This window comes from Mycobacterium sp. 1245499.0, from assembly GCF_001673615.1.
Lineage (GTDB): Bacteria > Actinomycetota > Actinomycetes > Mycobacteriales > Mycobacteriaceae > Mycobacterium > Mycobacterium europaeum_A.
This window is the reverse complement of record NZ_LZMG01000156.1, coordinates 1-24,199: the sequence shown is the minus strand read 5'-3', so window position 1 is coordinate 24,199 and position 24,199 is coordinate 1. Positions and strand designations below refer to the sequence as shown.

4 protein-coding genes are annotated in these 24,199 nt (G+C 66.6%); all 4 read left to right on the top strand.

The genetic code is table 11. The features are described 5' to 3' along the window. The first annotated feature begins 95 nt into the window (after positions 1-95). Positions 96-329 carry an MbtH family protein gene (locus tag A5646_RS08155; protein ID WP_066867433.1) on the top strand — a complete coding sequence of 78 codons (234 nt, stop codon included), beginning with the start codon at positions 96-98 and terminating at the stop codon, positions 327-329. Positions 330-346: 17 nt separating this feature from the next. Beyond that, positions 347-18,211: a non-ribosomal peptide synthetase gene (locus A5646_RS08150; RefSeq protein ID WP_082984674.1), complete on the top strand. Its 17,865-nt coding sequence runs from the start codon at positions 347-349 to the stop codon at positions 18,209-18,211. Between the two features lie 188 nt (positions 18,212-18,399). Next, entirely contained in the window at positions 18,400-19,908 is a 1,509-nt protein-coding gene (locus A5646_RS08145; protein WP_067021139.1) for an MFS transporter, read from the top strand. 472 nt (positions 19,909-20,380) lie between these two features. Next, positions 20,381-24,199: type I polyketide synthase (locus A5646_RS08140; protein WP_156765553.1), on the top strand; the 3,819-nt coding region annotated here is incomplete at its 3' end.

Below are 24,199 nucleotides of genomic sequence, written 5' to 3'. Positions count from 1 at the left end.
ATACGCTCCCGATCATGTGTAGACCGTTGCTCGGTCAAGCCCCCGAGCTCCCGGTCGGGACCAGCAAGTGCGCAATTCGAGAACTTGGAGGACTAGTGAGTATCAATCCGTTCGATGACGACAATGGCAGCTTTCTCGTGCTGATCAATGACGAAGAGCAACACAGCCTGTGGCCGGCATTCGCCGACATTCCGGCCGGCTGGCAGATGGTTTACGGCGAAGCGGATCGCACTGCGTGCCTGGATTACATCGAACAGAACTGGCCCGATATCCGGCCGAAGACTCTACGAACCAGGCTGGCGACAGAGCGCCGGGGTTCTGGCGAGTAAACCGCGAAGGAAATCCGATGACGATTGATGACCGGGCGCTGCAGGTTGGGCGCGAACAACTGACGGAACCTGACGGTGGCCCATTCCCGCTGACGCGCGGACAGCTAGACATTTGGCTTGCGCAGCAAACGGACCACCAAGGTGCGAGGTGGCAGCTGGGCTATCTTCTGCGAATTGAGGGCACGGTCGACCCGTGGCTGCTTGAGCACACGATCCGGCAAGTGGTGCGCGAGGCCGAACCGATCAGAGCTGCCTTCTTCCAGGTGGATGGCCAGGTCTTCCAACAGGCGGTCGATTACCCGGATGTCGAGCTCGCCTGCTATGAGCACATGGGCTCGCAGGACCCGGTCCAGGAAGCCTATCGGCTGGCAGCCTCGATTCAGAGCACGGTGATGCCGCTTGATGGCCCGCTGTTCAAATTTGCGTTATTGCAAACGCGGCCGGATGAGTTTTATCTTTTCGTCTGCTGCCACCACATAGTGGCGGATGGAATCGGCCTTGCCCTTATTTGTCATCGGATCGGAGAGGTCTACAACGCCCTGGCTTCGGGGGCACCGATTCCCCCCGTCTTCTTTGGATCGCTGAGTGATCTGATTGCTTGCGAGGTGGAATACGAAGCGTCCACCGATTACCTCGATGATCAGGCCTATTGGGCCAAGAACCTGCCGGCGGAAAGCGAACCGCGTTATCGGTCGGCGCCCGCAACGGGCGCGCGCGAGCCATCTGAATCGTCTCCACCCGTTGAATTAGACCCGGCCGTAGTCGCCGGGATCCAGGAATTGGCGCAGGCGTTGGGCGTGCGCCGCTCTTCGGTGATCGCCGCGGCGTGCGCGCTGCTGGTGGGTGGTTGCGACGTCGAGAGTTCCGAGGTGGTGTTCGAATTCCCGGTAAGCAGGCGGGTGCGTCCGGAGACGCAGGCGGTGCCCGGCATGATTACCGGGTTCGTCCCACTGGTGTTAAAAGCTTCGCCGGGGTCCTCGGTTGCCAGTTTTTGTGAACATGTCGACACGCGACTGCGAGAAGCGCTGCACCATCAGCGATTCCCGGTGCACCTCATCGAGAACAGGCGTCTCCGCGGCTCTGCGCAGCGGTCAAATCGCATAATCCTTAACTTCATTCCGACTACAAACCTGGCGAACATTGCTGGTGCCACGGTTTCGGGAACACTGACCCACACCAATCTCGTCGATCAGCTTGGGCTGGATTTTTTCAGCGACCACGATCGGCTTTTTCTCGGCATGCAGCCCGGCGCCACGACGGGTGGGTTCGGGGGCGCTGGACAATGGCTTTCTGATTGTGACGTCCGCGATTTGATCGATCGGTTGGAGCGGGTGTTGGTGGCGATGACCGCCGACCCGGCACGGCCGCTGTCATCGGTGGATGTGCTCGGCGCGGGTGAGCATGCCCGGCTGGGGGAAATCGGCAATCGGGCCGTGTTGAGCGAGTCGGCGAGTATGCCGGTGTCGATCCCGGCGCTGTTCGCGACTCATGTGACCAGGATTCCGGATGCGGTGGCGGTGGTGGGTGAGGGCAAGTCGGTCACTTACCGCGAGCTCGATGAGGCTTCGAATCGGCTGGCGCACATGTTGGCTGGCCGAGGTGCGGGCCCTGGACAGGTTGTGGCACTGCTATTTTCGCGTTCGGCCGAGGCGGTGGCCGCGATCTTGGCGGTGCTCAAGACGGGGGCGGCCTATCTGCCGATCGACCCGGCAGTGCCCGATGAGCGGATCGGATTCGTGCTGGCCGATGCCGCACCGATCGCCGCGGTGACGTCCGGTGGGCTGGCCGAGCGGCTCGACAACCATGACGTGGTCGTCATCGATGTCAACGATCCCGCTGTGGATGCCCAGCCCGGTACAGGCTTGACGGGCCCCGAGCCCGACGATATCGCGTACTTGATCTACACCTCGGGCACCACCGGGGTGCCCAAGGGGGTGGCGATCACCCATTGCAATGTGACCGAGCTGTTGGGGTCGTTGGGCGCCGGCCTGCCGGGGACGGGTACGTGGGCGTTGTGTCACTCGTTGGCTTTCGACGTGTCGGTGTGGGAGATCTTTGGTGCCCTGTTGCGAGGTGGGCGCCTGGTGGTGGTCTCTGAGCCGGTGACCAGTTCCCCGCACGAGTTACATCGGGTTTTGGTGGCCGAGCGGGTCAGCATGTTGACCCAGACGCCGTCCGCGCTCGCGACGTTGCCGGTCGAGGAATTGGAGTCGGTGGCCGTGGCCGTGGTCGGTGAGGCGTGCCCCGTCGAGGTGGTGGATCGGTGGGCGCCTGATCGGGTGATGGTCAATGCCTATGGCCCGACCGAGACCACGATGTGTGTGGCGATCAGCGCCCCGCTGTCCGCGGGCGCGGGTGTGGTGCCGATCGGCTCGCCGGTCAGCGGAGCCGCACTGTTTGTCCTCGACAGTTGGTTGCGCCCGGTGCCCGCCGGGGTGGTGGGGGAGTTGTATGTGGCCGGCACCGGGGTCGGGGTCGGGTATGTGGGTCGGGCCTCGTTGACCGCCTCGCGGTTTGTGGCCTGCCCGTTCACCGCTGCGTGGGGGCAGCGGATGTATCGGACCGGCGATCTGGTGCGCTGGCGTGCCGATGGGCAGCTGGAGTATCTGGGGCGTGCTGATGAGCAGGTCAAGATCCGCGGCTACCGCATCGAACTGGGCGAGATCCAGAGCGCACTGACCGCCCTCGACGGCGTCGAGCAAGCGGTCGTGATCGCCCGCGAAGACCGCCCCGGCGACAAACGCCTCATCGGCTATGTCACCGAATCGGGTAGCGGGACAGTAGATCCGGGCGCGCTGCGTACCGCGCTGGCCGAGCGATTGCCCGAGTACATGGTGCCCGCCGCGGTGGTCGTGCTGGACGCGCTGCCGCTCACTGTCAACGGCAAACTCGATACCCGCGCTTTGCCCGCACCCGAATACCAGAACGCCGGATATCGCGCACCGGCCAGTGCGGTCGAGGAGATCCTGGCCGGTATCTACGCGGACGTGCTCGGCGTCGAGCGTGTCGGGGTGGACCAGTCGTTTTTCGACCTGGGCGGGGATTCACTGCTGGCGACGCGCCTGATCGCGGTGATCGAGACCAGTCTGCACGCCGAGCTTTCGGTGCGCACGGTGTTCGAGTCGCCCACGGTGGCCCAGTTGGCGCTCCGCGTCTGCGCGGGCGCAAGTCGGCTTGAGCCGTTGGTGGCGGTGGAGCGGCCTGCGGCGGTTCCGCTGTCGTTCGCCCAGCAGCGGTTGTGGTTTATCGACCAATTGCAGGGACCGTCACCGATCTACAACATACCGGCCGCATTGCGGCTGTGTGGACGGCTGGATGCCGAGGCGTTGGGTGCGGCGCTGGCCGATGTGGTGGCCCGCCATGAGACCCTCCGCACGCTGTTTACGGCGCCCACCGGAACACCGCAGCAAGTGGTTATCCCATCAGAAGAAGTCGATTTCGGTTGGCAGATCATTGATGCCACCGGCTGGTCGTCAGGCCGCCTCAGTGAGGCCGTAAACGCCGCGGCGTGCCACACGTTCGATCTGGCCACCGAGATCCCCTTGCGGGCAAAGCTTTTCCGCGTCGCCGACGACGAACACGTGCTGGTGGCCGTGGTGCACCACATCGCCGCCGACGGCTGGTCGATCACCGCACTGGTGCGTGATATGGGACTGGCTTACGCCAGCCGGTGTGCGGGTCAAGCCCCGGGGTGGGCGCCGTTGCCGGTGCAGTACGTCGATTACACGCTGTGGCAGCGTGCGCAGTTGGGCGATGTCGCCGATCGCGAGAGTCCGATCGCTGCGCAGTTGGCCTACTGGGAACAGGAGCTGGCTGGGCTGCCCGAGCGCCTGGCGTTGCCCACCGATAGGCCCTACCCGCCGGTGGCCGATTACCGCGGCGCCAGCGTAATCGTGGACTGGCCCGCCGAGCTCCAAGAGCGGGTGCGCGCGGTGGCACGCGAGCACAATGCGACCAGCTTCATGGTGATCCAGGCCGCCCTGGCCGTACTGCTGGGCAAGCTCAGCGCCAGCAGCGACGTGGCAGTCGGATTCGCGACCGCCGGGCGGAGCGACCCAGCGCTCGATGAGCTGGTGGGGTTCTTCATCAACACCCTGGTGCTGCGGGCCGATTTGGCCGGGGACCCCACCGTGGCCGAGTTGCTGGCCCAGGTGCGGTCGCGCAGCGTCGCCGCCTACGAACACCAAGACGTGCCCTTCGAGGTGCTCGTTGATCGACTGAACCCGACCCGAAGCCTGGCCCACCACCCGCTGATACAGGTCGTGTTGGCCTGGCAGAACTTCCCGGGGCACACCAGCGACCCCGCCGCCGGGCTGGACCTGGGCGACCTGAAGGTCACGCGTTTGCCAGTGGACACCCAATCGGCGCGCATGGATCTGACGTTCACCCTCGCGGAACGTTTCACCCAGACCGGTGAGCCCGCCGGAATCGCCGGGGATGTGGAGTTTCGCACTGATGTCTTCGACGCGGCCAGCATCGAGGCGCTGATCGAGCGGTTGCGGCGAGCATTGACGGCCATGACCGCCGACCCCAGCCGACGGTTGTCGTCGGTGGACCTGATGGATGCCGACGAGCACACCCAACTGGACAAGATCGGTAACCGGGAGGCGCTGGCCCGGCCGGTGCCAAGCGTGGCGTCGATCCCGGCAGTGTTCGCCGCTCAGGTGGCGCGCACGCCAGAGGCGGCGGCGATCACCTTTGCAGGCCAGTCGATGACCTACCGCGAGCTCGACGAGGCGTCCAACCGGTTGGCGCACCTGCTGGCCGCCCTGGGCGCCGGCCCGGGACAGTGTGTGGCGCTGCTGTTGCCACGATCGGCCGAGGCGGTCCTGGCGGTAATGGCGGTGCTCAAGACCGGGGCGGCCTATCTGGCGATCGACCCGGCGCATCCCACCGCGCGCATGGAGTTCATGGTTGCTGATGCCGCACCGATCGCCGCGATCACCACCGCAGGACTGGCCGAGCGGTTCGACGGTTGTGGCCTGCCGGTCATCGACGTCGCGGACCCGCGCATCCTCGGCTGCCCGTGCACGGGCTTGGCGGCGCCGGGCCCCGAAGCGATCGCTTACCTGATCTACACCTCGGGCACCACCGGGGTTCCCAAGGGGGTGGCCGTCGCTCACCAGAATGTGATCCGGCTACTGGACTCTTTGAATGCGGACCAAGAGCTGGTGGGGCAGGTGTGGACGCAGTGCCACTCGCTGGCCTTCGACTACTCGGTGTGGGAAATCTTCGGTGCGCTGTTGCACGGCGGACGGCTCGTGGTGGTGCCGGAGTCGGTGACCCGCTCGCCTGAAGAGCTGCACGCCTTGCTGATTGCCGAACAGGTCAGCGTATTGAGTCAGACGCCGTCTGCGTTTTATGCGCTGCAAACCGCCGACGCGCGGGCAGCCGAGTCCGAGGAACGGCTGAACCTGCAGATGGTGGTGTTCGGTGGCGAGGCGCTAGAACCCCAGCGCCTCGGGACGTGGTTGGACCGCCACCCGCGATCACCGCGGCTCATCAACATGTACGGCATCACCGAGACAACGGTGCACGCCTCGTTCCGGGAGATCACGGTCGCCGACGTCGACCGCAGTGTCAGCCCGATCGGGTTGCCCCTGAACCATCTCGGCTTTTTCGTGCTGGACACCGACTTGCACCCGGTGCCCGTCGGGGTGACAGGGGAGTTGTACGTGGCCGGCGGCGGACTGGCGTACGGATACCTGGGCCGCGCGGGGCTGACGGCGTCGCGGTTTGTGGCGTGCCCGTTCGCCGCGTCCGGGGCGCGGATGTATCGGACCGGGGATCTGGTGAGTTGGGGTCCCGATGGGCAGCTGCGGTATCTGGGGCGCGCCGACGAGCAGGTCAAGATCCGGGGATACCGCATCGAGCTCGGCGAAATCCAAGCGACGCTGGCCGCTTTCGACGGGGTGGAGCAGGCGGCGGTCATCGCCCGCGAGGACCGCCCCGGCGACAAGCGGCTGGTGGGTTATGTCACCGGAACCGCTGACCCGGCCGAGGTTCGGGCATGGCTGGGTCAGCGGCTTCCGGCCTACATGGTGCCGGCGGCGGTGGTGGTGATCGATGCGCTGCCGCTCACGGTCAACGGCAAGCTGGATACCCGGGCCCTGCCGGCGCCCGAATACGGCGAGGGTGATCGGTACCGCGCCCCGGCTACGCCCACCGAGGAGATCCTGGCCGGCATCTACGCTCAAGTGCTCGGGCTCGACCGGGTCGGGGTCGATGACTCCTTCTTCGACCTGGGCGGGGATTCGCTGTCTGCCATGCGGGTCATCGCCGCCATCAACAAATCCCTGGACGCCGGCCTTGCGGTACGCACCGTGTTCGAGTCCCCCACGATCGCCCAGTTGGCGCCCCGTATCGGCGGGGCCGGGAATGGGCGTAAGCCGCTGGTGGCCGGCGAGCGGCCCACGGTGGTGCCGTTGTCGTATGCGCAGAGCCGGCTGTGGTTCCTCGACCGATTCGAGGGCGGGGTGGCGACCTACAACATGCCGACCGCGTTTCGGATCAGCGGGGCGCTGGACGTCGAGGCGCTGACGGCGGCAATCGATGACGTGATCGCCCGCCACGAGACGCTGCGCACCATATTTCCGGATATCGACGGTGTGCCGTTCCAGAAGGTACTGCCGGCCGAGGCGGGGATGTGGCGTCGCGGGGGCCCCGCAGTCGTGTCGTTGGCGGAGCAGGATCTGGTCGGCGAACTGGTGGGGCTGGCGGGCCATCGGTTTGACTTGGCAACCGAAATCCCGCTTCGGGCGCAGATCTATGAGGTGAGCCCCGAGCAGCATGTCGTGGGAATTGTGGTGCACCACATCGCTTGTGACGGGTGGTCCCTGGCGCCGATGGCCAGAGATATCGGCGAGGCATATCGGGCGCGGCGGCAGGGCCAGACCCTGCAGTTGGCGCCGTTGCCGGTGCAGTACGCCGATTTCACCCTCTGGCAACGGGAATGGTTGGGCGTCGAGTCCGATCCCGACAGTGTGATCGCCGGGCAGTTGGCGTACTGGCGAAACGAGTTGGCCGATCTGCCTGAGGTGGTGTCGCTGCCGGCGGACCGGGCGCGCCCGCCGGTGCCGAGCTACCGCGGCGATGCGGTGGACGTGCACCTCGATCCACGGCTGTGGGCCGGAATCAAGGCGCTGGCGGCTGCGCATAATGCGACCGCCTCGATGGTGTTGCAGGCGGCCATGGCGGTGGTGTTGCACCGGGCCGGGGCCGGCGAGGACATCGCGATCGGCACCCCGATCGCCGGCCGGATGGATGCGGCGCTCGATGAGCTGGTCGGGTTCTTCGTCAACACGTGGGTGTTGCGGGTGGGGGTGACGCCCGCGAACCGGTTCAGCGAGGTGCTTGAGGGCGTGCGTCAGAAAGCGCTGGACGCCTACAGCAACCAGGATCTGCCCTTCGAGCGGCTGGTCGAGCAGCTCAACCCGGTGCGCTCCACGGCGCATCATCCGGTGTTCCAAGTGGCCTTGGCCTTCCAGAACAATGTGCGGCCCGACGTGGCTCTCGACGGGCTCAGCGTCGAGCCACTCGCGGTGGACAGCCGCACCGCCAAGTTCGACCTGGACGTCGATCTGCGAGAGGTGCCCTCCGAGGACCCGACCGCACCGATGGCCGCCGGCGTCGTGACCTATGCCACCGATCTGTACGACCGGGTCACCATCGAGCGCTTCGTCACCTGGTTTGAGCGGGTGATCGAAGCGATCGTAGGGGACGCGTCCGTGGTGGTGGGCGACCTGGCGTTGCTGGATCCCGACGAGCGGGATTTGGTGCTCTTGCGGTGGTCTGGCGCCGGCGTCGAGGCGCCGACGGGAGTGGCGCCGGAGTTGTTGGCAGCAGCGGTGGCCGCCGACCCGGATGCGGTGGCGGTCGTCGATCATGCCCGGACCTTGTCCTATCGCGAACTCGACCAGTGGTCGACGCGGCTGGCGCGGGTGCTGATCGAGGCAGGGGTGGGTCCGGAACGCGCCGTCGGCGTGGCGATCGGCCGGTCCACGGAGCTGGTGGTGGCGTGGTGGGCGGTGCAGAAAGCCGGCGGCGTGTATGTGCCGGTCGATCCCACTCACCCCGTCGAGCGGATAGCCACGGTGCTGGACTCGGTGGACGCGGTGTGCGTCCTGACCCGCGATGCCGACGTGGTGGCCGGGGCCGGGACGCGCGCGGTGCTGCGCATGGACGGCCTGGACCTTTCTGGGCGGTGCGCAGAGGCGATCACCGACGCCGACCGGCTGGCGTCGCTGGGGCCGGATAACACCGCCTATGTGATCTTCACGTCGGGGTCCACCGGCAGCCCCAAGGGTGTGGCGGTCAGCCACGGCGGTCTGCCCGGGGTAGCCGCGGCGCACCGCGAGGTATTCGGCATGGGCGAGGACACCCGCATGCTGGCGGTGCTCTCCCCGACGTTTGACGCCGCGCTCGGCGAGCTATTGGTCGCGGTGGGAGCGCGGGGCGCGTTGGTGGTTGCGCCGCCGGAGGTCTTTGCCGGCGAGGCGTTGACCGCCTTGCTGGAGGAGCATCGGGTCAACGCGGCGGTGATGACCCCGACGTTGCTCTCGACGCTGGATCGAACCCGGCTGGATGGGTTGTTGACGCTGATCGTCGGCGGTGAGGCCTGCCCGGACGAGTTGGTGACCGCGTGGGCGCCGGGGCGGTGCATGTTCAACGGCTACGGTCCCACCGAGGCCACGATCTGGGCCACCACTGCGCCGCTGCTGGCGGGGCAGCCGGTCCGCATCGGCACCCCGCTCCCGGGGATGCGCGCACTGGTGCTCGACGCGCGGCTGAACCCCGCGCCGATCGGGGTGGTCGGTGACCTGTATCTGGGCGGACCGGCGGTGGCGTGCGGCTACCTGGGCCGGGCGGAATTGACCGCGGAACGATTCGTGGCGGATCCCTACGGGCCTGCGGGCGCGCGGCTGTATCGCACCGGCGACCTGGTGCGCTGGGCACCCGACGGAACCCTGGAATATCTCGGCCGTGCCGACGCACAGATCAAGCTGCGTGGACACCGCATCGAACTGGGCGAAATCGAAAACACCTTGCTGGGCTGCCCCCAGGTCACCCGCGCGGCCGCGACCGTGCATGAGAGCAAAACCGGCTCGCATCTGGTCGCCTATGTGACCCTCGAGCAGACCACCACCGCCGAGCATGACGCCGAAACCGTCGACGCGTGGCAACAGCTATATGACGAGGCGTATGGCGCTGACGTGGAGGCGCCGGAGTTCGGCATGGACTTCCGCGGCTGGAACAGCAGCTACACCGACGATCCGATTCCGCTCGAAGAGATGGAGGAGTGGCGTTCGGCCACCGTGGATCGGATCCTTCAACTGCATCCCGCGCGGGTACTGGAGATCGGCGTGGGCTCGGGGCTATTGCTTTCCCAGGTGGCCCCGGTGTGTTCCGAGTATTGGGCGACGGACTTCTCCGCGCCGACGATCCAGCGGCTGCAGGCCGCCGTGGCCGGACGGTCGTGGGGCGATCGGGTGCGGTTGCAGGTGCAGCCCGCCGATGTCGCCGCCGGGTTGCCGGAAGGCCACTTCGATCTCGTGGTGCTCAATTCGGTGGTCCAGTACTTCCCGAGCGCGCGGTATCTGACCGACGTGCTGGCGGTCGCGATGCGATTGCTGGCACCGGGCGGGGCACTGTTTATCGGCGATGTGCGCAACCACAGTCTGCAGGGCGCGTTCCAAACCGGGATCGCGCTCGCCCGCAGCGCCACCGACATCGCCGACGCCGACGCCGACGAGATTCGCCAACGAGTTCAGCGCGCCGTGCTCAGCGAAGCCGAATTGTTGTTGGCCCCAGAGTTTTTCACCACCTGGGCTGCCGGCCATCCGTCGGCCGCCGGGCTGGATATCGAAGTCAAGCGCGGGATGGCCGACAACGAACTCAACCGCTATCGTTACGACCTCGTCGTCCGTAAATCCCCCGCGCCGGTGCGCTCCCTGGCCGGCGCGGACAGCTGGGCGTGGACCCAGTGCGCGGGGTTGAGCGGACTGCACGACCGGTTGGTGGCTCAGCGTCCCAGCACCGTTCGCATCACCGAGATCCCCCGCGCCGGACTGATCAGCGACGTCCGCATCGAGCAAGCCCTGCTGGGCGGGCTGTCCCTGGCGGACGCAGTGGCCCTCGCCGACGGCGCCGATGCAGTTGTCCCCGAACAACTGCACCGCCTCGGGGAGAGCGCCGGATATCACGTCGCCGTCACCTGGGGTGCCCAACCGGGCACCGTGGATGCGGTGTTCATCGCTGCAGCGGACGCTGAGCGGACGTCGGCGCTGGCCGATCTGTATCTGCCGGCTGACGGGCCCCACCGGGTCACCGGTTACGCCAATGACCCGCAGACCAACACCAAGATCACCGCGGTGCGTCAGCAATTGAGCGCGTGGTTGCCCGAATATATGGTGCCGACCCATATCGTGGTGCTCGACGAGTTCCCGATGACGACCTCGGGCAAGATCGACCGTAAAGCCTTGCCGGCGCCGGTGTTTGCCACCACAGCCTTCCGGGCGCCGCAGACCCAGACGGAAAGAATCCTCGCCGGCATCTATGCCGAGGTGCTCGGGATCGACAAGATCGGGATAGACGACTCGTTCTTCGACCTGGGCGGGGATTCCCTGTCGGCGATGCGTTTGATCGCCGCGGTCAACACCCGTCTGGATGCCGATATTTCGGTGCGTGCGGTGTTCGAGGCGCCCACGGTCGCCCAGTTGGCGTCCCGTGTCGGTAAGGGCGGGGGCCTGGAGCCGCTGAAGCCGGTTGAGCGGCCGGCGGTGGTTCCGTTGTCGTTTGCCCAGAGCCGGTTATGGTTCATCGACCAGTTGCAGGGGCCCTCACCGCTTTACAACGTGGTGCTGCCGTTGCGGTTGGCCGGGCCGCTTGATGTGGACGCGCTGGGTGCGGCACTGGTGGATGTGGTGGGCCGCCACGAGAGCCTGCGCACGCTGTTCCCGGCGGTCGAGGGGGTACCGCGGCAGCTGGTAGTGCCCGCCGAGCAGGCCGATTTCGGTTGGGACGTCATCGATGCCACCGGCTGGCCGGCAGGCCGGCTGCAGGAGGCTATCCGCGCTACCGTGAGTTACGGATTTGACCTGGCTGCCGAGATCCCGTTGCGGGCAAGGCTTTTCCGCGTCGCCGAGGACGAACACGTGATAGTGGCGGTGGTGCACGAAATCGCCGCTGATGGTTGGTCGACGACCCGGCTGGTGCGTGACCTGGGGGTGGCCTATGCCAGCCGGTGCGAGGGGCAACCCCCCGGCTGGACGCCATTGCCGGTGCAGTATGTCGATTACACGCTGTGGCAGCGCGCGCAGTTCGGCGATCTCGATGACACTGAAAGCCGCATCGCCGCGCAGGTGGCCTACTGGGAGCAGGCATTGGCCGGGATGCCCGAGCGGCTGCAGCTGCCCACCGATCGGCCCTACCCGCCGGTGGCCGATCAGCGCGGCGCCAGGGTGGCGGTGCAGTGGCCGGCGCTATTGCAGCAGCAGGTTGCCCGTGTTGGCCGCGAGCACAACGCGACCGGTTTCATGGTGACGCAGGCCGCCCTGGCGGTGGTGCTGTCCAAGCTCAGCGCCAGCAGCGATGTGGCAGTGGGCTTCCCGATTGCCGGGCGCCGCGACCCGGCACTGGATGAGCTGGTGGGCTTTTTCGTCAACACCTTGGTGCTGCGCGTCGATCTAGCCGGCGATCCCACCGTGGCCGAGCTGCTGGCTCAGGTGCGAGCACGCAGCCTGGCCGCCTACGAGCACCAAGACGTGCCCTTCGAGGTGCTCGTCGAGCGGCTCAACCCCGCGCGGTCGCTGGCCCATCACCCGCTGGTTCAGGTGGTGTTCGCCTGGAACAACTTCCCCGGGCAAATCGAAGTCCCCGCGACGGGGCTGAGTTTGGGCGATCTTCAGGTCACGCCGCTGGTCGGCGACACCCAAACCGCGAAGATGGATGTGGTCTTCTTCCTCAAGGAATCCTGGACCGAGGCCGGTGAGCCCGCCGGGATTTCCGGGACGGTGGAATATCGCACCGACGTGTTCGACCCGGCCAGCATCGAGGCGTTGATCGAGCGGTTGGAGCGCGTGTTGGCGGCGATGACCGCCGATCCCACCCGGCGGCTGTCGTCGGTGGATTTGCTTGGCGAGGGTGAGCATGCCCGCTTGGATCGGATCGGTAACCGGGCGGCGTTGACCCGACCCGCACCGCCGCCGGTGTCGATTCCGGTGTTGTTCGCCGCGCAGGTGGCTCGCGCCCCGGAGGCGGTCGCGCTGACGTGCGGAGGCCGCTCGATGACCTACCGCGAGCTTGATGAGTCGTCGAACCGGTTGGCGCACTTGCTCGTCGACCAGGGAGTGGGCTCGGGGGCGCCGGTGGCACTGCTGTTTTCCCGGTCGATGGAGGCGGTCGTGGCGATTCTGGCGGTGCTCAAGGCCGGGGCGGCGTATCTGCCGATTGACCCGGGCGCGCCGGCGGAACGGATCGGATTCCTGCTCGACGACGCTCAGCCGACCGCGGCGATCACCACGGCGGACCTGCGCGTGCGTCTCGACGGGCGTCAGCTGCTGGTCATCGATGTCAACGATCCCCGCGTGGACACCTACCCGTGCACGGGTGTGCCGGGGCCGGCCCCGGATGCCATCGCCTATTTGATCTACACCTCGGGCACCACCGGCGTGCCCAAGGGAGTGGCGATCACCCATCACAACCTCACCCAGCACCTGGAGTCGTTGAACGCCGGCCTGCCGCCCGGACGAGTGTGGACGCAATGCCATCCCTACGTCTTTGACTTCTCGGTGTGGGAGATCTGGGGCGCGTTACTGCACGGCGGGCGCCTAGTGGTGGTGCCCGAGTCGGTGACGAGTTCCCCGGAAGAGTTTCATGCCTTGATGGTGGCGGAGCAGGTCAGCGTGTTGACCCAGACACCGTCGGCGGTGGCGGCGTTGCCGGTTGAGGGATTGGAGTCGGTGGCGCTGCTGGTGGGTGGCGAGGCCTGCTCGGCCGAGGTGGTGGATCGCTGGGCGCCGGGGCGGGTGATGGTCAATGCCTATGGCCCGACCGAGGTCACGATATACGCGGCGATGAGCGCGCCGCTGGCGGCGGGTTCGGGTGTGGTGCCGATCGGCGCGCCGGTGTCAGGGGCGGCATTGTTCGTGCTGGATAGCTGGCTGCGGCCCGTTCCCGCGGGAGTCGTCGGGGAGTTGTACGTGGCCGGTGGGGGGCTGGCGAACGGATATGTGGGCCGGGCTTCGTTGACCGGGTCGCGGTTTGTGGCGTGCCCGTTCGGGGCGCCGGGGACGCGGATGTATCGCACCGGAGACTTGGTGTGGTGGGGTGCTGACGGGCAGCTGCGGTATCTGGGACGTGCCGATGAACAGGTCAAGATCCGCGGGTATCGCATCGAGCTGGGGGAGATTCAGGCCGCTCTGGCAGCGCTGGACGGGGTGCAGCAGGCGGTAGTGGTAGCCCGCGAGGACCGCCCGGGCGACAAACGCCTGGTCGGCTACGTGACCGGGACAGCTAGCCCGGCCGAGCTACGCAGCGCGCTGGGCGAGCGGTTGCCGGAGTACATGGTGCCGGCCGCGGTGGTGGTGTTGGCGGCGCTGCCGCTCACGCCCAATGGCAAACTCGATGCCCGCGCCCTGCCGGCGCCCGCGTATCAGAACGCCGGTTATCGCGCTCCGGCCAGCCCGGTTGAGGAGATCTTGGCCGGCGTGTTCGCCGAGGTGTTGGGGACCGACGAGGTCGGTGTCGATGACTCGTTCTTCGATGCGGGCGGGGATTCGTTGTTGGCGATGCGTCTCGTCGCCGCGATAGAGATGGGTTTGGGCGCCGAGTTGTCGGTGCGCACGGTGTTCGAGGCGCCCACGGTGGCCCAGTTGGCGTTGCGTGTGGGTGGCGACGGGGGTCGGCGCGAGCCGTTGGTGGCCCTCGAGCGGCCCGCGGTGGTGCCGTTGTCGTTTGCCCAGCAGCGGTTGTGGTTCGTCGACCAGTTGCTGGGGCCGTCACCGGTCTACAACATGGCGGCGGCGTTGCGGCTCAGTGGGCACCTGGACGCCGAGGCGTTGGGGGCGGCGCTGGCCGATGTGGTGGCTCGCCAGGAAAGCCTGCGCACCTTGTTCCCCGCGGTCGAGGGGATACCACGGCAGGTGGTGATCCCGGCCGACCGGGCCGACTTCGGCTGGCAGGTCGTCGATGCCACCGGCTGGCCGGTGGACCGGCTGCAGGATGCCATCGATCCCACGGTGCGGCACTCGTTTGATTTGGCGACCGAGATCCCGTTGCGGGCAAGGCTTTTCCGTGTCGCTGAGGATGAGCATGTGTTGGTGGCCGTGATGCACCATATCGCCGGCGACGGCTTGTCGATGGCCCCGCTGGTGGCTGATCTGGGGGTGGCCTATGCCGCCCGGTGTGCCGGGCGGGCGCCGGGGTGGGCGCCGTTGGCGGTGCAGTACGTCGATTACACGTTGTGGCAGCGCGCCCAGCTCGGGGATGTGGCCGATGCCGACAGCCCGATCGCCGCGCAGCTGGCTTATTGGGAGCAGGAGCTGGCCGGGCTGCCCGAGCGGCTGGCGTTGCCCACCGATCGGCCCTACCCGCCGGTGGCCGATTACCGCGGCGCCAGTGTGATCGTGGACTGGCCCGCCGAGCTGCAGCAACGGGTGCGCGCGCTGGCTCGCGAGCACAACGCGACCAGCTTCATGGTGATCCAGGCCGCCCTGGCGGTGCTGCTGGGCAAGCTCAGCGCCAGCAGTGATGTGGCAGTTGGGTTCTCGATCGCCGGGCGTGACGATCCCGCACTCGATGAGCTGGTGGGATTCTTCGTCAACACCTTGGTGCTGCGTGTCGATTTGTCGGGTGACCCCAGCTTCACCGAAGCCCTCGACCAGGTGCGTGCCCGCAGCCTGGCCGCCTACGAGCACCAGGATGTGCCCTTCGAGTTACTCGTCGAGCGGCTCAACCCCACCCGCAGCCTGGCCCATCATCCGCTGGTGCAGGTCGCGCTGGCTTGGCAAAACTTCGCCGGGCCCGACAATGACCTGGCCGCCGGGGGGCTGGCTTTGGGTGATTTGCAGGTCACACCGCTATCGGCGGACACGCGGGTCGCCCGCATGGATCTGACCTTCACGCTGGCCGAACGTTTCGGCGAGGGCGGCCAGCCCGCCGGGATCGCCGGGTCGGTGGAGTATCGCACCGACGTGTTCGACGCGGCCAGCATCGAGGCGTTGATCGAGCGGTTGGGCCGCGTCTTGGCGGCCGTGAGTGCCGACCCCAGCCAGCACTTGTCAGCGGTCGATCTACTCGACGAGCGTGAGCACGCCCACCTCGACGGGATCGGCAACCGGGCCGCGTTGACCGCGCCGCAGTCCACCGCGGTGTCGATTCCGACGCTGTTCGCTGCGCAGGTGGCGCGCACGCCCGAGGCGGTGGCGATCACCTGCGACGGCCACTCGATGACCTACCGGGGCCTCGACGAGGCATCTGACCGGTTGGCGCATCTGCTGGCCGGCCATGGGGCGTGCCCGGGACAGACTGTGGCACTGCTGCTTTCCCGTTCCGCCGAGGCGATCGTGGCGATCTTGGCGGTGCTCAAAACCGGGGCAGCCTACCTGCCGCTCGACCCCGCGCATCCCGACGCGCGAATCGAATTCATCCTGGCCGACGTCGCGCCGATCGCCGCGCTCACCACCGCCGAGCTCGCCGACCGGTTCGACAAGTACTCGTGTGACCTGGTGGTCATCGACGTCAAGGACGCCCAGATCAAGGACGCCCGAATCAACGGCTACCCGTGCACCGACCTGTCGGCGCCGGCCCCCGACGACATCGCCTACCTCATCTACACGTCTGGCACCACCGGTGTGCCCAAAGGCGTTGCCATCACCCATCACAACGTCACCCAGATGTTCGGGCCGCCGGATATCCACCTGCCGGCGGGGCCGTCGACGCTGGGGCATTCCTTGGCCTTCGACGCCTCGGTGGAAGAGATCTGGCGTGCGTTGTTCCACGGCGGGCGGCTGGTAGTGGTGCCCGAGTCGGTGACACGCTCGGCCGAAGACTTGCATGCCTTGCTCGTCGCTGAGCAGGTCAAGACATCGAGTCAGTCGCCGTCTCCGCTGGCGATGCTGTCCCCTGAGGGATTGGAGTCGATGGCGCTGCTGGTGGCCGGTGAGGCGTGCCCGGCCGAGCTGGTGGATCGGTGGGCGCCCGGGCGGGTGATGGTCAATGAATACGGCCCGACCGAAACCACGGTGTGTGCATCCAGGAGTGCGCCGTTGGTCGCCGGTTCGGGCGCGCCGCCGATCGGCTCGCCGCTCCCAGGCGCCGCGTTGTTCGTGCTGGATCAGTGGGCGCGTCCAGTGCCGGTCGGGGTCGTCGGGGAGTTGTATGTGGCCGGTGTCGGAGTCGGGGTCGGCTATATGTTCCGCGCGGGATTGACCGCATCGCGGTTTGTTGCCTGCCCGTTCGGGGCGCCGGGGACACGGATGTATCGCACCGGAGACCTGGTGAAGTGGGGCCCCGATGGGCAACTGCAGTACCTGGGCCGCGCCGACGAGCAAGTCAAAATCCGTGGTTACCGCATCGAACTCGGAGAAGTTCGCGCCGCCCTGGCCGCACTCGACGGCGTAGATCAGGTGGCGGTGATCGCGCGCGAGGACCGCCCCGGTGACAAGCGCCTGATCGGCTACATCACCGGCACTGCAGATCCGGCCGAAAGCCGCACAAAGCTCATGCAGCGACTCCCGGCCTACATGGTGCCCGCCGCGGTCGTGGTGATCGACGCACTGCCGCTGACGGTCAACGGCAAACTCGACACCCGCGCCCTGCCGGCGCCGGAATACCAACGGGGCGATCGCTATTGCGCCCCGACCACTCCCACCGAGGAGATCATGGCCGGCATTTACGCCCAGATACTCGGCCTCGAACGGGTCGGGGTCGACGACTCCTTCTTCGATTTGGGCGGGGATTCGCTGTCGGCGATGCGCCTGATCGCCGCGATCAACACCAGCCTCGACGCCAAGCTAGCGGTGCGCACACTATTCCAGGCGCCGTCCGTGCGGAGTTTGAGTCAGCAGCTGGACCAAGATGCTGGCGAGGTGGAACTAGTCCCCGTTGAGTTCCTCAAAGAGGGCGCGGGTCGCCCGATGTTCTGCATCCATCCCGCGGGTGGGCTGGTCTGGCCGTATTACGCTCTCGGCGATTACTTGGACTGCCCGATCATTGGCATTCAACAAACCCCGCAAAATGGCGAGGCTGAACCCGAGTCAATCCGCGAGATGGCGGTAACCTACGCCGACCGGATCCAAGGGGTTGATCCAACCGGGCCCTACAACCTTCTCGGTTGGTCGTTTGGCGGCATTGTCGCGCATGAAATTGCCATCGAGCTGCAGCGGCGCGGATGCGTAATCGCAAACCTTGTCCTTCTCGACGCTTTACTCATCACCGACAGCAGCGTCGATCTACCAAACCTGGCCGAGCAGGACGTGCTGGAAGAGGTCTTGCGGTTGTGTCACATAGAGATGCCCGATCAGGATGAGCCGCTTACTTTTGAGCGGGCGGAAGGACTGCTTCGCGAACGAGGAATTGTCGAATTTGCTCGGTACAAACAACTGGTCGATTTCGGCGTTCAGAACATCAACCGTAACCAGGCATTGGCTCAAGTCCACGAACCCGGTGTCTTCGATGGGGACATAACCCTATTCTCCGCCATGGAGGATAAGGGGGATCAGGGCTCGTGTCCTACGCAAAGTTGGCGACCTTACGTTACTGGCGACATCAGCAGCTACCCGGTCGAGTGTGCGCACCTGGATATGTTGACTGCCGAATCGCTCGTCCAGTACGGACAACACATCAAAGCCCTGATAGAAACCGAGCCTGCGTGCATAGATTAAAAGCACCAAAAGCGCCTTGAACGCACCCGGACAATACCGCCATCACACTCACGAAAGAGCTGGGCTCCATGCGAAAATTCGAGAAGGGTCGGTGTGGTCGCGTTGTGGTGAGTGATACCCAGACGCAGGGATTCGCTCTTCGAACGCGCATTTGGCGCTATGGCGACGCGGCGAAATAGCGGTTCCTAATGTCCGTCGAACCGACCACATTGCACCATACGACGCGGCGCATTCCGGCTTTGTTGCGGTCCCGCCGGTTCGTCGCCGTAGTTGTCGCGATCGGCGGCATACAGCTGATGGTGTCGATGGACGGCCCCGTCGCGATCTTTGCGCTTCCCAGGATCCAGAACGAGCTCGGCTTATCGGATGCCGCGCGGAGTTGGGTGATCACCGCCTACATGCTGACCTTTGGCGGTTTGATGCTGCTGGGCGGCCGCCTGGGTGACGCTATCGGCCGCAAACGTGCTTTCATCGTCGGGGTCGCGCTGTTCACTTTCGCCTCGATGCTGTGCGGCGTCGCCTGGGACGGGGGCGTGCTGATATCGGCACGGCTGCTGCACGGCGGGGCCGCCGCAATCACCACACCGACGATTCTGGCGCTAATAGCGACCACGTTCCCGACGGGACCGGAACGTAACTTTGCGACGGCGGTGTTCGGCGCAACGTCTGGTCTCGGTGGGGTGCTGGGCCTGGTGGTGGGCGGGGCACTCACCGACATGTCCTGGCGCCTGGCGTTTTTGGTAAACGTGCCGATCGGTCTGGCCGTGATTTACCTCGCCGTCAACACGTTGCAGGAGACCCAGAAGGAGCGGATGAAGCTCGACAGCGCCGGGGCTGTGCTGGCCACCTTCACCTGTACCGCCGCAGTGTTCGGCCTCTCGATCGGCCCGGAGAAGGGGTGGCTGTCGGCCGTCACGCTCGGTTCGGGCGTGACGGCTCTGGCCGCTTTCGTGGCGTTCCTCGTCGTCGAGCGCAGGGCCGAGAACCCCCTCGTGCCGTTCAGCCTGTTCCTCGACCGCAACCGGCTGGCCACATTCGCATCCATGTTCCTTGCCGGTGGGATATTTTTCACCCTGACTGTGGTGGTCGGCCTGTATGTGCAGACCATCATGGGCTACAGCCCGCTGCGCGCCGGCATCGCCTTCGTCCCGTTCGGCATCGCGATGGCCATCGGGGTGGCCGTGGCGTCCAAGCTGGTGACGTGGTTCCCGCCCCGGGTGGTGGTAATCGCCAGCGGCGGCCTGATTCTGGGCGCGGCGCTGTACGGCTCGACCTTCAACCGGGGCACGCCGTACTTCCCGAATCTTGTGTTGCCGCTCATCGTTGGCGCTATCGGTATCGGGGCGGTCTTCGTCTCGCTCACGCTATCGGTGATCGCCTCCGTCGATTCGGACCGGATCGGGCCCACCTCGGCGATTTCGATGATGCTGCAGACCTTGGGTGGACCGCTGGTGCTGGTCGTCATCCAGGTCGCCATCACGTCGCGCACGCTGCACCTCGGCGGCACCCTCCGGCCGGTGAAGTTCATGAACGCCGCCCAGTTGCATGCGCTGGACCGCGGCTACACCTACGGCCTGTTGTGGTTGGCCGGAGTGGTCGTGCTACTGGGTGGGGTGGCGCTGCTAATCGGGTACACCGCCGCGCAGGTAGCCCGCGCGCAGGAAGTCAAGGAAGCCATCGACGCCGGGGGGCTTTAGCTGGTCGTCGTCGGCTACGTCTACTGGACGCCGAGCGGCACGGTCGCGGTACAGTCCTCTCCGGCGGCCCGCCGCGTAATACCCAACTCCCGTAGGTCGACGAAAAGTGCTGTCGCGGAATCTAATCCGTGCCAAAAGACTCATTTTCGGTAGCGTTATTTATTGCCGGTACCGGAGCCACCACTCTGTCGCCTTGCGTTCACCACTCTATGTGCGGGTCCTGACTACGCTACCGACTTGATAAGCCTGACAACAGGATTGAAAGCCACGACGCTCGGGGCATGCACTTCGTCGAGGCCCTTTCCGGGCGCAGCCCTAGCGCGCACGGTCGGTTGCAGCGAGTGCACCGACCCATTCGGCTCATGCCAAAGCGAAATCATGGAGGACCGGTGAGTATCACCCCGTTCTACTACACAACCGACGGCACCCCCGCGACTGACAAGCCACTCGGTCGCTGCCGCAAGGAGGCGAAATGACTGCCCAACTGATCGACGACGCCATGCAGCGCTCGCCTTCGACCGATTACTCCGCCCCGATGGCCACCACGCCTGTCACTCCTGTTGCGGTGATCGGCATGGCGTGTCGGCTTCCCGGCGGCATCGACTCGCCGGATCAGTTGTGGGAAGCGTTGTTACGCGGCGATGACCTGGTCACCGAAATACCGCCCGACCGCTGGGACGCCGACGAGTACTACGACCCGGAACCCGGTGTGCCGGGCCGGTCGGTATCGCGGTGGGGCGCCTTCATCGACGACGTCGCCGGTTTCGATTCCGAGTTCTTCGGGATCAACGAGCGAGAAGCGACCGCGATGGATCCGCAACACCGGTTGCTGCTGGAGACCTCGTGGGAGGCCATGGAACACGCCGGTCTCACGAGGGAGCGCATCGCTGACTCACTGACCGGTGTGTTCCTGGGGTTGACGCATGGCGACTACCAATTGCTGGCCGCCGACGCGCACTCCGTGGAGGGGGCATATGGCTTCTCCGGCAACAGCTTCAGCCTGGCGTCCGGGCGCATCGCCTACGCCTTGGGGGTCCACGGTCCCGCATTGACGGTGGACACGGCGTGTTCTTCCGGCCTGACGGCGATACACCTGGCCTGCCGCAGCCTGCACGAGCGTGAAACCGACCTCGCGCTGGCCGGCGGGGCCACGCTGGCGTTGGATCCGCGGAAATTCTCCGCCGGGTCGGCCGAGGGCATGCTGTCGCCGACCGGATGCTGCCACGCCTTCGACGTCGCGGCGGACGGGTTCGTGGGCGGGGAGGGCAGCGTCATGCTGCTGCTCAAGCGGTTGGCGGACGCGCAACGCGACGGGGACCGAATCCTGGCGGTGCTGCGCGGGACCGCTGCTAACCAGGACGGACACACCGTGAACATCGCGACACCATCGGAGACCGCCCAGACAGCCGTATATCAGGCGGCGTTAGCCGCCGCGGGTGTGGACGCCCGCACGGTCGGCATGGTCGAGGCGCACGGCCCCGGCACCCCGGTGGGTGACCCGATCGAATACGCCAGTTTGGCCAACGTCTATGGCGTCGACGGCCCCTGCGCGTTGGCGTCGGTGAAGACCAATTTCGGGCATACCCAAGCGGCCTCCGGAGCGCTCGGGCTGCTAAAGGCCATCCTCGCCCTGCAACACGGTGTGGTTCCCCGGAATCTGCACTTCACCCGGCTACCCGATCACCTTGCCCGAATAGATACGAAGCTGTTTGTGCCGCAGGAAAATACACGGTGGGTCACGAACGGCCATCACCCGCGGCGGGCGGCGGTCTCGTCGTATGGGCTATCGGGAACCAACGTGCACGCCATCGTGGAACAAGCACCTGAACAGGTTCTCGAAGCCGCTGTGCCCGAGGGTGTCTCACCCGAGGCTTCGACGACGGCGTCTCTGCTGTTTCCACTGTCGTCCACCTCGGCCGACGAACTGCGCCGCACCGCCGGCCGGCTGGCCGATTGGGTGCGAGCACATGACGACCTGGCGCTGCCCGACCTTGCCTATACCCTGGCACGTCGGCGCGCGCACCGCCCGGTACGCACCGCCGCCATAGCCGGCAACCGGAGCGAACTCGCAGAGGCCCTGCGCGAGATTGCCGACGGCGACACTCCGTATCCGGCCGCGGTCGGACAGGACGACCGCGGACCGGTATGGGTGTTTTCCGGGCAGGGTTCGCAATGGGCGGCGATGGGCGCCGACCTGTTGGCGAACGAACCGGTGTTCGCCGCCACCGTCGCGCAAGCCGAGCCGCTGATCGCCCGGGAGTCCGGATTCTCGGTGACCAACGCGATCTCGGCGCCGCAGACCGTGACCGGTCAAGACCGGGTCCAACCGACGCTGTTCACCATGCAGGTCGCCCTGGCCGCCACGATGAAGGCCTACGGGGTGCGCCCGGGGGCGGTCATCGGGCACTCTCTCGGTGAGGCCGGGGCAGCTGTCGCCGCGGGCGCGTTATCGCTGGAAGACGGGGTGCGCGTGATCTGCCGGCGCTCGCGGCTGATGACTCGCGTCGCCGGTGCCGGTGCCACGGCTTCGGTGGAATTGCCTGCGCAGCAGGTGCTTTCGGAACTGACGGCACGCGGTATCAACGATGTCGTGGTGGCGGTCGTGGCCTCGCCGCAGTCCACGGTGATCGCCGGCGCCGCGCAAACGGTTCACGACCTGGTCGCGGCCTGGGAGCAGCGCGACGTGATGGCGCGCGAGGTTCCCACCGATGTCGCCTTCCATTCGCCTCAGGTCGATCCGATCATGGACGAATTGATCGACGTGCTCGCCGACATCAGCCCGATGACACCGCAAATGCCCTTCTACTCGGCGACCCTGTTCGATCCGCGGGAGCAGCCGGTGTGCGATGCCCGCTATTGGGCGAACAACATGCGCCGTATGGTGCGGTTCGCCACGGCAGTGCAGGCAGCTCTCGAGGACGGCTACCGGGTCTTTGCCGAGCTGTCGCCACACCCGCTACTTGTCCGCGCCCTCGAGCAGACCGCCCGCAACCGCGAGATGCCCATGGCCGCTCTGGCCGGTATGCGCCGCGAACAGAAGCTTCCGCACGGCCTGCGTGGATTTGTGGCGGACCTGCACACCGCGGGCGCGGCGGTCGATTTCTCGGTGCTCTACCCGAGCGGGCGGCTGGTCGATGCACCGCTGCCGACGTGGACGCACCGGCGGCTGTGGTTGAGCGGCGGGGGCCAGGAATCCCCGACACATGGTGGTTGCACCGTCGCAGTGCACCCCCTGCTGGGCTCGCATGTGCGCTTGGACGAGGAACCGGAACGCCACGTCTGGCAGGCCGAGGTCGGCACCGCCGCCCACCCCTGGCTCGCGGACCACCGGCTTCGGGACGTGCCCATGCTGCCGGGAGCCGCTTACTGCGAGATGGCGCTGGCGGCGGCGCGTACCGTGCTGGGCGAGGCGGCTGAGGTTCGTGACATCCGCTTCGAGCAGGCGCTCCTGCTGGAGGAGCTGACCACGATCGGCGCCTCGGGGTCGTTGTCCTCGCCTGGCGTTGTCGACTTCACCGTGGAGTCACATCAGGGCGCCGAAAAGGCGCGGCATGCTTCCGCCGTCCTCCACGTCGCGGAGGACGAGCAGCCACTTGCGCACGACATGTCCGCACTACTTGCGGCGCATCCGGGTTGTGACGACGGCGCAGAAGTGCGCAAGCGCATGGACGAGCGGGGCGTCCACTACGGTCCCGCGTTCGCCGGTCTCGGCGCCGTGCACACCGGCGGTGGGGCGACGGGCACCGTGCTGGCCGAGGTGGCGCTACCCCGCCAAATCCGCTCGCAGCAAGCGGCTTACAGCGTGCATCCCGCACTGCTGGATGCGTGTTTTCAGTCCGTGGAGGCTCATCCGGACGTTCAGGCCCTGGGCGAAGGCGCGCTCGGATTGGTATTGGGTATTCGCCTCCTGCGCGCCTACAGCGCTGCCCGCAACGTCCATTACTGCTACACACGGGTGACGAAAGCCGATACCTCCGGGGTCGAGGCCGACATCGACCTGCTCGACGAGCACGGGGCGGTCCTGGTCACCGTGCAGGGGCTGCGGGTGGGCACCAGCGCGTCGGGGAGCGGCAATGACGATCGGCTGCTGGCCGAGCGGCTGTTGACCATCGAATGGCGGCAACGAGAATTGCCCGAGCTGGACCACACCGACGCCGGAAGCTGGCTGCTGATCGGCACCAGCGCCACCGCCGACGTGGTGGCCAGCACATTGGCCGACGCGCTGAAGAACCATGGGGTGCAGTGCACCACCATGTCCTGGCCGCAGCAGGCCGACCACACCTCCAACTCC